At 64.7% G+C, this 12,673-nt stretch carries 16 protein-coding genes and 1 pseudogene; 8 read left to right on the top strand and 9 right to left on the bottom strand.

Annotated features, from left to right (window positions below):
• Positions 1-55: 55 nt before the first annotated feature.
• The 7 genes from DI605_RS05495 to DI605_RS05465 form a co-directional block, all read right to left on the bottom strand.
• Positions 56-268, bottom strand: a complete 213-nt coding sequence (locus DI605_RS05495) for a hypothetical protein (RefSeq protein ID WP_293970284.1) — start codon at positions 266-268, stop codon at positions 56-58.
• Entirely contained in the window at positions 213-650 is a 438-nt protein-coding gene (locus DI605_RS05490) for a hypothetical protein (RefSeq protein WP_293970282.1), read from the bottom strand. The genes DI605_RS05495 and DI605_RS05490 overlap by 56 nt, the downstream gene beginning before the upstream one ends.
• Positions 647-907, bottom strand: a complete 261-nt coding sequence (locus tag DI605_RS05485) for a hypothetical protein (protein ID WP_293970279.1) — start codon at positions 905-907, stop codon at positions 647-649. The genes DI605_RS05490 and DI605_RS05485 overlap by 4 nt, the downstream gene beginning before the upstream one ends.
• Entirely contained in the window at positions 904-1,539 is a 636-nt protein-coding gene (locus DI605_RS05480; RefSeq protein WP_293970276.1) for an N-acetylmuramoyl-L-alanine amidase, read from the bottom strand. Before DI605_RS05480 ends, DI605_RS05485 begins: the two co-directional genes overlap by 4 nt.
• 156 nt (positions 1,540-1,695) lie before the next feature.
• Positions 1,696-1,845: a hypothetical protein gene (locus DI605_RS05475; RefSeq protein ID WP_293970273.1), complete on the bottom strand. Its 150-nt coding sequence runs from the start codon at positions 1,843-1,845 to the stop codon at positions 1,696-1,698.
• Positions 1,832-2,164 carry a hypothetical protein gene (locus tag DI605_RS05470; RefSeq protein ID WP_293970270.1) on the bottom strand — a complete coding sequence of 111 codons (333 nt, stop codon included), beginning with the start codon at positions 2,162-2,164 and terminating at the stop codon, positions 1,832-1,834. The genes DI605_RS05475 and DI605_RS05470 overlap by 14 nt, the downstream gene beginning before the upstream one ends.
• 59 nt (positions 2,165-2,223) lie before the next feature.
• Entirely contained in the window at positions 2,224-3,756 is a 1,533-nt protein-coding gene (locus tag DI605_RS05465) for a hypothetical protein (RefSeq protein WP_293970267.1), read from the bottom strand.
• A 451-nt stretch (positions 3,757-4,207) separates the two neighbouring features.
• Between DI605_RS05465 and DI605_RS05460 the strand changes: the two genes are divergently transcribed.
• Positions 4,208-5,035, top strand: a complete 828-nt coding sequence (locus DI605_RS05460; RefSeq protein WP_293970265.1) for an FkbM family methyltransferase — start codon at positions 4,208-4,210, stop codon at positions 5,033-5,035.
• 3 nt (positions 5,036-5,038) lie between these two features.
• Here the strand turns inward: DI605_RS05460 and DI605_RS05455 are convergent, their stop codons facing one another.
• Positions 5,039-6,979: a glycosyl hydrolase family 28-related protein gene (locus DI605_RS05455; RefSeq protein ID WP_293970262.1), complete on the bottom strand. Its 1,941-nt coding sequence runs from the start codon at positions 6,977-6,979 to the stop codon at positions 5,039-5,041.
• Between DI605_RS05455 and DI605_RS05450 the strand changes: the two genes are divergently transcribed.
• The 3 genes from DI605_RS05450 to DI605_RS05440 are packed head-to-tail and all read left to right on the top strand — an operon-like array spanning position 6,966 to position 7,740.
• Positions 6,966-7,106: a hypothetical protein gene (locus DI605_RS05450; protein WP_293970259.1), complete on the top strand. Its 141-nt coding sequence runs from the start codon at positions 6,966-6,968 to the stop codon at positions 7,104-7,106. The two genes, DI605_RS05455 and DI605_RS05450, sit on opposite strands and share 14 nt — an antisense overlap.
• Positions 7,103-7,540 (top strand): helix-turn-helix domain-containing protein, encoded by a 438-nt coding sequence (locus DI605_RS05445; RefSeq protein ID WP_293970256.1) that lies wholly within the window; start codon positions 7,103-7,105, stop codon positions 7,538-7,540. Before DI605_RS05450 ends, DI605_RS05445 begins: the two co-directional genes overlap by 4 nt.
• Positions 7,537-7,740 carry a hypothetical protein gene (locus DI605_RS05440; protein ID WP_293970253.1) on the top strand — a complete coding sequence of 68 codons (204 nt, stop codon included), beginning with the start codon at positions 7,537-7,539 and terminating at the stop codon, positions 7,738-7,740. The genes DI605_RS05445 and DI605_RS05440 overlap by 4 nt, the downstream gene beginning before the upstream one ends.
• Here DI605_RS05440 and DI605_RS05435 read toward each other — a convergent pair.
• Entirely contained in the window at positions 7,721-7,933 is a 213-nt protein-coding gene (locus DI605_RS05435; protein ID WP_293970250.1) for a hypothetical protein, read from the bottom strand. The genes DI605_RS05440 and DI605_RS05435 overlap by 20 nt on opposite strands.
• On the opposite strand from DI605_RS05435, the pseudogene DI605_RS05430 reads away from it, so the two are divergent.
• The 4 genes and pseudogenes from DI605_RS05430 to DI605_RS05415 form a co-directional block, all read left to right on the top strand.
• Positions 7,932-8,141, top strand: a pseudogene (locus DI605_RS05430) (ParB/RepB/Spo0J family partition protein); the annotation flags it as partial. The gene DI605_RS05435 and the pseudogene DI605_RS05430 sit on opposite strands and share 2 nt — an antisense overlap.
• Positions 8,142-9,220: 1,079 nt before the next feature.
• The gene (locus tag DI605_RS05425; protein ID WP_293970247.1) at positions 9,221-10,387 is read left to right on the top strand and encodes a phage Gp37/Gp68 family protein; all 1,167 of its coding nucleotides are present in this window, start codon (positions 9,221-9,223) and stop codon (positions 10,385-10,387) included.
• On the top strand, positions 10,384-10,758 hold the full coding sequence (locus DI605_RS05420; RefSeq protein ID WP_293970244.1) for a hypothetical protein: 375 nt from the start codon (positions 10,384-10,386) through the stop codon (positions 10,756-10,758). Before DI605_RS05425 ends, DI605_RS05420 begins: the two co-directional genes overlap by 4 nt.
• Positions 10,759-10,861: 103 nt before the next feature.
• Positions 10,862-12,469, top strand: a complete 1,608-nt coding sequence (locus tag DI605_RS05415) for a recombinase family protein (protein WP_293970241.1) — start codon at positions 10,862-10,864, stop codon at positions 12,467-12,469.
• Positions 12,470-12,673 lie beyond the last annotated feature (204 nt).

The raw sequence follows: 12,673 nt of genomic DNA, 5'->3' as shown, positions 1-12,673 counted from the left end.
GGCGGATTGAAACCCGGCACGGGCCGTTGGCGCGCGACGGTCGCCCGCAGCACAATCAACGCCAGCCGCGCTTCTTCTTCAACTCCTCGGCCGCGGCCGCGTTCTGCGCCTCGCAGGTGGCGAGGATCCGATCGGCGCCATCCTTGTCGGCGTTGGCGCTGTCGAGCTGGCCCGTTTGCCGATCGGCAAAGGCGCCGAGTTCGCCGATCGTGTCATCGGTCGGCCGCGTCGCTCCCGGCGTCCGCTTCAGCAGCCCCGATGCGTCCACCAGCGGCTTGCACGGCCTCGCAGTCAGGTTCAGCACGATAGGCGTCGCGCAGGCAGACGGCATTGTGAAAGGCGCGAGCGAAAGCAGGATCGACAGGCGACGACGCGCCCGCGGCCGATTTGAGCGCATGGTCATTCTCCGAGGTGAGCGCGCGCCGGGCGTCGCGCCGCTGGTTTACGTCCTGCTGGATCCCCATCGCTTCCACGGCCGCCTTCTCGCCATGGCCGGCGATGACGGCAGACGCGGTCGATGTTGCCGCCTGCGTTTGCGCCTGGCGCGGGCGGACGAGAAACCACCAGGTGAGGAATGCGGCGAGCGCGATCGCGGCCAGCACGGCCGCGCCGAGCGCGACCAGGCGGGTGGTGCCCGAGGTCGAGATCATTGCGGGGTGCCCTGCTCAATCACCTTGGCCTTGGCGACTCCGCGATCCTTCAGAACGATCGCGCCGGCCGACGCGCCGATGCACGCGGCAAGGCCTGCCGGATAGGCGATGCAGAAGGTGTCGAAGGTAACAGTCACCATCCGGAACCAGACCAGCGCCGGCGCCATGACGATATACACCACCGTCCCAAGGGCGCCGAGCAGGCGCTGGATCTCGTACTCGCCGCCGATCCCGCGAAGTGCGTTGAAGAGGCTCATGCCAGCACCTGCAGGCCGATTTCACGCACGAAGCCGGCCGCGTCGAAGCTGGGGCACGCCTTCATCCACTCGTCGGGCGTGATCCTCCCGTCGCCATTGCGATCGGGGGAAAGGTCGCGGTGGCCGCAGATGTCAGCACCTGGGTAGCGATAGGAGAGCGCGAGAAGCTGCTGCCCAAGGCTCATCTTCTGCGCTGCCGTGCGCGTGTCTTTCGGCGTCTGCCCGTTCGCGGCGACGCCGCCGACATAGACGACGCCGATCGAGTCCGCGTTAAACCCTTCGGCGTGGGCGCCGATCTGGACCTCCGGGCGGCCGGGCTGCACCGTTCCGTCGAGCAGATGGACATGGTGATAGCCGATATCCTTCCAGCCCTTGGCCTGATGCCAGCGGCGGATCTCAGCCGCGTCCACGAACTGCCCCTCGCGGGTCGCGGTGCAATGGAGCACGATCCGGTTGATGCGGCGCGCGCAGCCACCGCGCTTGATCTGGAGCGCGATCAGGGCCGCATTCGTCTTCGGCCCGTCGGCGCCGTCGATCGCGCCGCTGTAGAGCCCTTCCTTTGCCAGAAGCGTTTGCAGCGCGCGCGTTCGCGTCGCCCGTGCGTGGGCGAGCCACGCCGGTTCGGTGGTCATGGATTCCCTCCGGAGATGGTGACGATTGTTGATGATTGTGCCGTTGCCGGGCGCGAGGCCGGCGAGGCAGGAGAAACCTGCGGAAACTACGAGGGTAACCGCGCGCCCCGCTGATCCTCACGCCAGCGGGGCGCTTTTCCGCCTGGGCTCGAGAGGCTAGGGTTGTTCGATGGGTGCGAGACGCGGCGCCGGCTCGTCGTCGCGGAGCGGCTCGAGCGGACGATCCACCTCCTCGCGATAAAGATCGCGCAGCGCGTTGGTCACCGCGCCCACCAGATCAAAAGGCTCTTCGTCAGGCGCCGCCATCCCGGCCCCCGAACATCGCATCGACCATTGCAACCAAGCGGCGATCGAACCGGTCGGCGATCAGCTGGATCAGGCGATCCGATCCCAGGGCGAGATAGGCGGAGGCGAGCGCCTGCCAGTTGCCGCTCAGGCCCAGCTTGCCCGAGATCGTGGCCGCCACGATCCCGAGGATGCCGAGGCGCAGGAGATCCGCGATCACCTGCCTGCGGCTGATGGGCCGTCCGTCGTTGAGCGCGCGCGCATATTTCGCGGCGGTGCCGGCGGCCAGGCCGACGGCGATCGGGCCATAGCGGCCGCCGGCCTCTTCAAGCCAGGTCATCATGTTTCTCCCGGAAGAGGGAGCATGGCGGCGGGGCGATGCCCGCCGCCATGCAGTCGTCACGCCGCCATCCGGTCGGGCGTGTTGTCGTTCGCGGCCGCGGGGATGGACGGCAGGTCGAGCCCGAACGAGATCGGCACGGGCGACGCCAGATAGGCCCGGATCGCGGCGGCCACGCGCCGGGCGATCCACTGGTGACCGGCGAAGCTGGGATGCACGCGCGGGCTTTCGTTGGCCATGAAGATATCGGCATTGCCGTCGCCGGTCGTGCTGCCGACCTTTCCGGTGCCCGTGATCCACGGCGCCGCATCGCTGTTGATCGGGATGAACAGCGAGTTCGGATCGCCCCAGCCCAGGAAGGCCGCCTTCAGCGCCGCCCCGTCCGCGAGCGTCTTCGTGTCCGCCTCGCCATGGACGCCGGCCCACGGCTCCAGGACAACGACGAGAGCATTCGGTGCGGTGGCCCGCTCCTTCTTCCATGCATCCAGGGCGGCGGCGGCGATGGCAGCGGACGTGTTCGACCAGTCGTTATAGCCGCCGCCATTGAGCAACATGGCGACGGAAGGCATCGTGCCGTCCGAGGCGACGAGATCCGGGTTGGAGAGCTTCCAGACCGGGATCTGATCCGCGATCTTCGGCGCGCCCGTCGTGGTGTTGGTCTGGATATAGCCGGTGCCGCCAAGGGCAACGATGCGCATGTCGTCGATGCCCAGCAGGGTTGCCACCGTGGTCGGCCATGCACCGAGAAAGCGATATTCGCTGCCGAAGCCCTCGGAATAGCTGTCACCGGTCACGAGGGCGACGATGCTGTCCGGCGAACGGACGGGCTTGGAGAGGGTCCCGGTCGGCGCCACGCGGATGCGCAGGATCGCAACCGTCTGCGAGCTTTCCAGCGTCACGACATGCGGCTTGCCGTCGAGCGTCACGGTGATCGTGTCCGCATTGCCGGTGCCGACGAAGGCTTGGGGTGTCTTGTTGACCCAGAGGCCGTCGACCGCGAGCCGGTAATAATGCGTGCTGCTCGTTCCGGTCACCCGGATCTGAAGCGCCGCCTCCGTGTCCGTCTGGATCGAGGCGCGCCACACCGTCGCCTCCCGGCCGGCGTCGAAGGTGCCGGCGGTGAAGAAGCCCGACAGATTGCCGACGGTGCCCGGAGACACGTTGGTCGACGGCATGAAATAGGTGCCGTTGGTGTAGAGGTACGGGACGGCGCCCGACACCCGCATCACGTCCGGAAGCTTGGGAGTGCTCGTCGAATTATAGACCTTCGAATAGGTCGACGAATCCTCGGACGTCGCGAGCGAGACCGTGAAGGAGGAGGTGGCGCCATCCTCCGCATTGTTCGCGGCGGCGCGGCTGGCGGCGCGACGCAGCTTCGCGCTGTTGCTGTCGAGCTGGTTCAGCGTGACGGCCTGGAGCGAATATCCGGTGCCGGATCGAACGCCGACCGATGTGACCTCGGATCCGGTGATCGGGAGCGTGAACGATTTGGGCAGGGTCTGGACGTCCTGCGCGAGCGCGGTCTGCGACGGGATCCCCGCCAATCCGATCATCACGGACAGCCAGAAGGCTGCCCTTGCGAGCATCTTCATCGATTTTCTCCTTGTGGAAGGTGGCGGCGGCCGTCGGGCGGCCTACTCGCAGTTGCGGTTAACCAGGCTGCTTGCGCAGATCGGCGCGGCTGGCGGTGTCTGATTGCGCGATGTTTGCCATCCGCGGCTTGGTGGAGGAGGGGGCTCCGCTTAAGCCCCCGTACACACGGCGTGCGATAAGCCGTTGCCGGGGAATCGTGGCGGGCGTATCACTTAGCCATGATTAGCTATGCACAAGCCAAAATTGGCGCGTCGGGCCCATGAGAAAAGTTCTGTCCGCGAGAGGTTTTCTCTGCTTAACCTTGGGATGGCGCCGACGTGACCCGTATGAGCTCGTTCCCTGGGCGAAGATGTCCATGACCCCTTGCTTCAATTAGCGCCTTCGAATGCGCTACCGCAGGGCAGGCTGTCATCATACGGCTCAAACTCTTCGAGGAATAGGATTCTTAATATGCAGTCTGCAGTTGTCGATCATTTTTCCGATAGAGGACTCGTTGGGATTCCTACTCTTGAAGAGATTGGCGGGCTCAACGCTTCGAACGAAATTGAGCTGGGCGAGCAGATACGTACCGTCTTGCGCCTGATGAAGCCGCAACGCGCCCTTGGCCAACGCAAGGCGCGTTTCGGTCGTCCCAACGATGGCGGGTATACCCACCTCGACGATTTTTCCGGTGTCAATGTTGCACTTTCACTGGGGATTCGGGACGACATTTCGTGGGATCTGGATGCCGCCAATCGTGGCTTACGGATCTACCAGTTTGATCACACGGTCGATGATCCAGCCCCCGAGGATCATCGCATGGTTTTTAGCAAAACCATGATTGCCGCTCAGCCTGCCACGGGCTGCACCACATTGGAGTCACTCGTGCACGAGCACGATAAGGGACTGGCCAAGCCCAACATATTCCTGAAGATGGACATTGAAGATTCGGAGTGGTCGGTCATCGAGGCCACTCCGCAGGAGCATCTCGGACGTTTCACTCAAATTACGTGCGAGATGCACGGGTTTGAGAATTTCGTCCGATCTGAGTGGCGACAAGGTTTTTATCGCGCGCTCCGGAAGTTAAGTCTGAACTATGCCCCCGTTCACGTACACGCCAACAATTTCGCTGATTTTGGCGTAATAGCTGGTGTACCTGTGGCTAACGTTCTGGAAGTGAGTTGGGCCAATCGGGCGGTGTACGATCTCGTCGACACTGATGAGACATTCCCCGGCCCCCTCGACATGCCATGCTGGAGCGGCGGCCCGGATCACTATCTCGGATCGTTCCGCTATTAGGCTTTACGGCCCCGCATTCCCGGCCGAGGCAATTGATGTCCCCGTGCCGGGGTTCAGGTAGATGCTCGTGCAGGCACTGCCAATGATATTCCCCGTAATCGATATATAGTTCGCGTTATTGGCTAAGAGCACACCGGTAGCGAAAGAACTTGAGTCGTTGAGGTAATCTCCACCGCAAAGAATGTTATTACTTATAGTGGCATAGTTCGCCCTGATCTCAACAGCAGCGTAGCTCGGTCCATCCGCTCGGCGGCCGCAACCGTAGATGTGGTTGCCAGAGATCGTTGCTTGTTCGTTTTGAATGTAGAGGCACGATCCACCCGCGTGCTTGAGCCAATTATTGCTGATGGTTATCGGCAAGCCTCGCTGCGCCGATGGGAACAGGCCGGGTGTAATCGAGATGAGTGTGTTGGCCGCGTCGCCGCTATAATACCCTCTGAGCCAACTTCCTGTCATCGTGAAGCCATCTGCAAGTTCAGTTATGTTAATCAATGAAGCAGATGTACCGTTGCTTTCAGCCTCAAAGTCGCTCAGTGTAAAAAATCCTGGGCAATCCTGAAGCGATGACATGCCGGGGCAGGCGGAATTGATAGCAAATCCTCCTGTTTGACAGGTGGTATTCGTCCACCATACCGTTTGGACTCTATCGGAAATATTATAGCAAGATCCTGCACCGCCGAAATTGGTAATCTCAACTTTATCAAAGTACACTGCGTCTAGAGTAGAGTAGGTCTTTGACCTATCTCCATGCAGATCGATCACATTGCAGTTTCCCGCGAAACCTTCGATCTGAGAATCCCTCACACCCACGAAAAAGCCGCCATATATCTTCAGACCGGTACACGCGGCATACATCGTCACATGATCGAGCAAGCTATAGGTCGTGTAGTTAAGCTCGACGAACGGCCCCGGACGCCCGTTTGGGACACTTCCGTTCAGATTGGCGAAGCTCAGGTTGCGGATCACTGGCCCGAATGAGAAGCGCTGCGTGCCGGCCTGCGATGATGGTGCGTTCGCTTCACCGGCCGCGCTGGTATAACTCGTCACCAAGGCCCGGATGACGGGTGCGCTATCCGTGCGATGCCCGGCGATGATCTGCGTGCCCTGGCCACCGTACGGGTTGCCGACGCCAGCGCCTTCGATCGTCAGACCGGCGCATGGAAGCAGAACCGTCCCGTTGATCAGATATGCACCGGGGGGAAAGAACAAGATGCCCCCCTTGTTCGAGCGAGCGCACAGGGCTGTGATGGCCGCCTGAATGCAGCTCGTCGCGTCGGTGCTGCCCGCGCCGATCGTCGAAGGGCAGAAATCGAGGACGCTGGTCCGCTCGCCGATGCGTGCCTGCAGCGTGCGCACGACACTACCTGCATCGGCGAGCTGCGACGTCGCGCCGTTGATATTGCTGCTTGTCGTCTGAAACGCCAGATCGCCCGGGATGCTTACACCCGTCGCGGTGACGCTAAGCCTGGGCGCGCTGCCGATGTTGATGGACGCGGCGTTGGTCGTCCGGTCGTAGAGCAGGTAATTTCCGGGTGAGAAGTTCAGCAGCGGATTTCCGGACAGCAGTTGCGCGTAATAGCTGAGATCTCCAAAGCTTGCGGTTCCAAATACCTGGAGATAACCCGGCGTTGTGATGTTCCCCAACGTGGCCAGGCCACTCGGGGCATAAACATTTCCGCTGGTGGCGATCGACCCGGCGGAGAAGTTTCGCGTCACACCCAGATCGCGGCCGACCGACGCATCGGACGAGGATGTAACTGTCGCGCCTGCCACGTTCCCGATCGCGGTAACGGCGTTGAACGTTCCGGTGCCCGAACTGGCCGAGAGGTTGCCACCCACACTCACGTTGCCCGTCGTGCTCACCGTGGCGGCGGACACGCCGCTTGCGGTAATGGCACCCAGCTTCGCGGCGCCGTTGCTGATCGTCGCCGTGATCGTCGTCATCGTCGTCGTCCGACGCCTTCGACTTCTTGCCCTTGGTCTGGTCGTCGTCGTCATCGTCCGAGGCGCGCGAGCGCTTGTGATCGCCTGCGTGCGCGCGCACCAGGAATTGAAGGCGCTCGGCGCATGACCGCCGTCGCCACCCCGCGCGCGCCGCGCCTGGCCGATATCCAGGCGGCCGTCTGCCGTCAGTATCGGATCAGGCCGGCGGATCTGCTCGGGCCGTCCCGCCGGCGGACGATCTCGCGGCCGCGCCAGATCGCGATGTATCTGGCGACGCGGCTCACTCATCGCTCGATCCCGGATATCGGCCGCTTCTTCGGCGGACGCGATCACTCCACCGTCTATCACGCCCGCGATCGCATAAGCGCGCTCGCCGAAGCCGATCGGGATCTGGCCGAGATCGTCGGCCGGCTCGAGCTGCGCCTGCGCGAGCTGGCGACCAATCCGCCGTGCCATTGCTCCGATTGCCGGAGCGGGTCGCGCGCCTTCCCGCTGGATCCGCCGCAGATCCCGCTGCCCATCGCCTTTCCGGGCGAGCTCGATCTCGAGGTGGCGGCATGAAGCCGATCCCGATCTCGGCCGCGCGGCGCATCGCCGAGGATTACGGCTATGACCAGGTGGTGATCTATGGCCGGAAGGTCGGCGCGGATCCTGATCCGCACGGTGAGCACCTGACGACATACGGCGTGTCCGCTGAACACTGTGCCGTCGCGGCCCGGATGGCTGACGTTCTCAAGACATTCATGGGGTGGAAGGCATGATGCCGCCCACCTCCAGCAGCATCTCCGTCGCGCAGAGGGCCGCGGCGAAGACCGGGGAGCGGCAAGCCCGCCGCTCCCCGAACCCGTCCCGATCCGCGCCGGCAAGCCCGCCGGCGCCGGGATCGGCTCGCGCCGCCCCGATCGGAACCGATCGCCCGCGGCGCTTCACCACGAGCACCGGAGCGAACCCCATGGAGACCGTTCTTACGCTGACCGAAGTCGCGCTGAAATCCCTGACCGTTTCTCCCCTGAACGTCCGGAAGACCAACCTGGACGAGGACATCAAGGCGCTGGCCGCCGATATCGATGCCCATGGTCTGAAGCAGAATCTCGTCGTTGTCCCCTCTCTTGTCGACGGCCGGTACGAGGTTGTCGCCGGCGGGCGGCGGCTTCACGCCCTCATGCACCTGGTCGACGAAGGGCGTCTGCCTTTCGATGCCCCGATCCCGGTGCGCGTCGAGGCGCGTGACGAGGGGCGACCGACGAGCCTGTCCGAAAACCTGCATCGCGTTGCCATGAACCCGGCCGACGAGTTCATCGCTTATCGCACGATCGTCGAGGAGCATGCCGACGAGCCTGACCCGGTCGCCTATTGCTCGCGCCGCTTCGGCGTTTCCCGGGCTCATGTCGAAGGGCGTCTGCGCCTCGCGAGCCTCGCGCCGGATATCCTCGACGCCATGCGCGACGGAAAGTTGAACGTCGAAAGCGCGAAGGCCTATGCCAGCCTGGCCGACCACAAGCTGCAGATAACGGTCTTCACGGCCGAGGAAAAGAAGACCTGGGGCGTCAAGCATGAGCCTCGCTCGGTCCGCGACGCCCTGAAGTTGAAGACATTGTCCGTGGCGTGCGCCCAGGCCGTCTATGTCGGGATCGAGGTCTATCGCCAAGCCGGCGGCCGGATCGAGCTAGAAATGTTCCTGGGCTCGGAGGGCGGTGAGCGGATCGTGGATCCGTCGCTGCTCGATAAGCTCGCGCGCGAGAAGATCGCGGCGGAATTGCCGAAGCTGGCCAAGAAGGACGGGTTTGCGTCGGCGCTGCCCGCCGCCGGCTTCGGTCAATATCCTGCGTGGCCCAAGGCTCCGGCCGGCATGGAGCGCGCCTATGACTATGGCCTCGATCGCACCGCCCTTCCCAAGGAGCTGAAGAAGGAATCGACGGCAGTCTATCGGTTGGCGGACGATGGTTCCGGCTTGATACTCTACGGGCGCTTCAAGCCCTCGGCCGCGGCAACGCCGGAACCGACACACAGCCGCCCCCCGGCGGCGTCGGGGGGGGCGCGGCGGGCCCTGACGACGGATCCCCCGTCGGGCCCGCCGCGAAACATGTGCCCGTTGGCGGTGCCGGCTGATGACCTGCCAGCACGTCACCCTGCCAGGCGGCGGTTCGGCGATCGTCTGCGGATCGCGCCGGCGCGCCCGCTGCGCCTGCGGCCGCCCGGCGCCGCTCCTGTGCGACTGGAAGACGCCGGGCGGCACCTGCGATGCCCCGATCTGCGCCGATTGCGCCACGTCGCCGGCGCCGGGCAAGGATCTGTGCCGGACACACGCCGCCGCCTACCGGGACTGGAGGGCGGCCCGTGGGTGAAAACACCACGATCGAGTGGGCGCACCACACCTTCAATCCGTGGGAGGGCTGCCAGAAATGCGGGCCCGGCTGCGAGAATTGCTATGCCGAGACGCGCAACGCCCGCTTCGCCGGTGGCGTGGCGATCAATTGGGGCCCGGGCGCGCCGCGCCGGCGCACCAGCGCGGCCAATTGGGCGAAGCCCTTGCGCTGGAATGCCGAGGCGGCCGCGAAGGGCATCCGCTATCGCGTGTTCTGCGCGAGCCTGGCGGACGTGTTCGACAATGCCGTGGATCCGCAATGGCGCGACGATCTGTGGCGCCTGATCCTCGACACGCCGCACCTCGACTGGCTGCTGCTGACGAAGCGGATCGGCAATGTCGGCGGCCGCACGCCGATCATGGGCATGCCGGCGAACGTCTGGCTCGGGATCACGGTGGTGAACCAGGAGGAGGCGGATCGCGATATCCCGAAACTGCTGGCAACGCCGGCGGCGAGGCGGTTCCTCTCCATCGAGCCGTTGTTGAGCGGCATCGAGCTTCCCCGCGTGGATTTCCATTGCGACCTTTGTGGAGGCACTGGAACCCTCGCGCGCTGGCCGAAGGGGCGGTGCCACCATTGTCATGGGCGTGGCTGCATCCCGGCTATCAGCACTGATCCGAAATTCGGCACCCCGGCTACGCCGATGCGCTCAATCGACTGGATCATCGTAGGCGGTGAGAGCGGGCCTGGCGCGCGGCCGATGCACCCGCATTGGGCGCGGAGTCTGCGCGATCAATGCGCGGCCGCCGAGGTCCCCTTCCTCTTCAAGCAGTGGGGCGAGTGGGCGCCGATCTCGGAGATGTCCGAGGAGCTGGTCGACTCCTGCTATCATCCGGCGCCGGCGCACCATCCGGAGGCCACCCGCCTTCCGAGGGTCGGTCGAACCGTGCTGCATGCGGACGGCGAGCGGTTCGACGGCAAGCGCGCTTACGAATTCGGGGCCTTCCTCCAGGGCAAGCGCGCCATGTCGATGTACGCGGTGGGCAAGCGCCGCTCCGGCCGCCTGCTCGATGGCGTCCAGCACGATGGTGTGCCGGCATGAGCGATGGCCAGCGTCGTGCGCGTGCGATCCGGACGATCGAGAGCCTCATCGAGCTTTCGACCAGCCCGATAGCGATCGAGGCGAGGGCGGCTCACGACAAGGCATTCGAGCTGATGGAGCTGTATTCCGTGCGGCCCGAGGAGCTCACGGCCGGCGCCTGGCTGGAATGGCGGGCGATCAGCGCCATGCGGTTTCTGAACCTGTCCGGCCATTTCACGCGGCGCGCATCCTCGGCGGATGGGGATCGTAAGCGCTGGCAGGTGAGTGGCTGCGGTTCCGACGTCGGGGCTGAGGCGATGATCGCCTTCGCCGAGGCGAAGGGATTCGAAGGCATCGCGGCCCTTCCTCTCCTCGAGGAGGAATATTTCTGATGGGCCTTCACCCCGCCGTCGCGTCGATCGTGACCCTCATTGCCCACCAGATGGCGCGCGAGGATGCTGACGCCGCATCCCGCCCCGATTCCAGGAGGTCCGCGTGCTCCGTTGCGCCATCTACGCCCGCTTCTCTACCGATCGCCAATCCGCCTCCTCGGCCGAGGATCAGGAACGCGTCTGCCGGGCCCGTGCCGAGGCCGAAGGATGGCAGGTCGCCGGCGTCTATGCCGACATCGCCATTTCCGGCGCCACCAGGCGACGGCCACAAATGACGCGGCTGCTCGCGGATGTCGGTGAAGGCCGCTTCGATATCGTATTGGCCGAGGCGATCGATCGCGTCGCCCGCAATCAGGCCGATATCGCCACCATCTACCAGCGGCTCCAGTTTCACGACGTCCGCTTCGTGACCTTGTCCGAAGGCGAGGTGAACGAGCTCCATATCGGCCTTAAGGGCACGATGGCGGCGCTGCACCTGAAGGATCATGCCGACAAGGTGATGCGCGGCAAGATCGGCACACTCCAGCGCGGCAAGATCCCGGGCGGCCACAAATATGGCTATGACGTCGTGCGTCGTATCGGAAGCAACGGCCAGCTCGAGCGGGGGCTGCGCACGATCAATGAGCCGCAGGCGGCGGTCGTGCGCCGGATCTTCCGCGATTATCTCGCCGGGCAGAGCGCCTATCGTATCGCGCGTGCGCTGAACGAGGAGGGGGTGTCTTCCTTCACCGGCGCGCCCTGGCGTGGCGCGACGATCAACGGCACAGCGAGCCGGGGTGACGGGATCCTGCGCTGCGCGATGTACGTCGGGATCTTCGTCCATGGCCGCCGCAAGCATCGCCGCGATCCGGAGACCGGTCGGGCCGTTGTCAGCACGACGCCGCAAAGCGCGCGCATCGCCGGCGAGATGCCCGATCTGGCGATCATCGATCGCGACACTTGGGATCGCGTGCAGCGCCAGCTCGACGAACGCGCGACCATCCCGCTCCGGCAGCGCATACGGCCGCGCCGGCTATTGTCCGGCCTCGTGCGGTGCGGCGTGTGCGGCGGCAATTTCGGCGTGCGCACCCATCGCCTGATCGGCTGCCGGAACAATGCCGATGGCGGCATGTGCGCCAACTCGCAGACGATCCGGGAGCGAGAGCTCAACGAGCGCGTGCTCGAAGGACTGAAGTCGGAGCTGCTTTCGGCCGAGGCGCTCTCGCTGATGGTGCGCGAATATCATCGCGGCCGGGAGCAGGGCGTGCGTGCGGCGGCCGATCGGCGGGCGACGATCGAGCGCCGCGTCGCAACGATCGATCGCGCGATAGAGCGCCTCGTCGCGGCGATCGCGGGCGGTCTGGCCGATGTGCCCGAAATCGTGAAGGCGCTGCGCGATCATCGCGAGGAGCGCGTGGATCTGCAGGCCGAGCTGGCGGAGATCGCGGCGACGCCCGTCATCGTCCTGCATCCGCAGATCGTGGAAGCCTATCGCGCGCGGATAGAGGCGCTCGTCGCCGGCGCGCTGCCGGCCGGCGATGCGCTGGACGCGGAATCCTACGAGATCCGCTCGCTGATCCGCTCCGTGACGGTCACGCCGGTGTCCAAGGGCGTCAACGAGATCGTCGTCGATAGCTCGCTCGACAGCGTCGTGCGGCTCGCCACCAACCAACCCCGGAAGACCGAAGGCGTGACGCCCGGTTTAGTCCGTCTCGCTCAAGTGCAACACTGAGAGGCGTTCGCAGGGCTTCGCGAGCACGGCGACACGATATTTCACAAAAGAATTTTCACGGATCAGCGGTGAGATCGCCAAAGGGCTTTGCGCGTCCAGAAGGCTCCCCACGACATGAGGGAGAAGCAAGATGCGTATTTTCGGAATGGTGATGGAAACGGTGGTGTTCGGCGGCGTCGCGATCGAGGCGGCCTTGCTGTTCAT

Origin of the sequence: Sphingomonas sp. (genome assembly GCF_003248515.1) — a bacterium.
In the GTDB taxonomy this organism is placed as follows: Bacteria; Pseudomonadota; Alphaproteobacteria; order Sphingomonadales; family Sphingomonadaceae; genus Sphingomonas_I.
The sequence above is the reverse complement of the archived record's forward strand: the minus strand, read 5'-3'. Positions and strand labels throughout refer to the sequence as shown.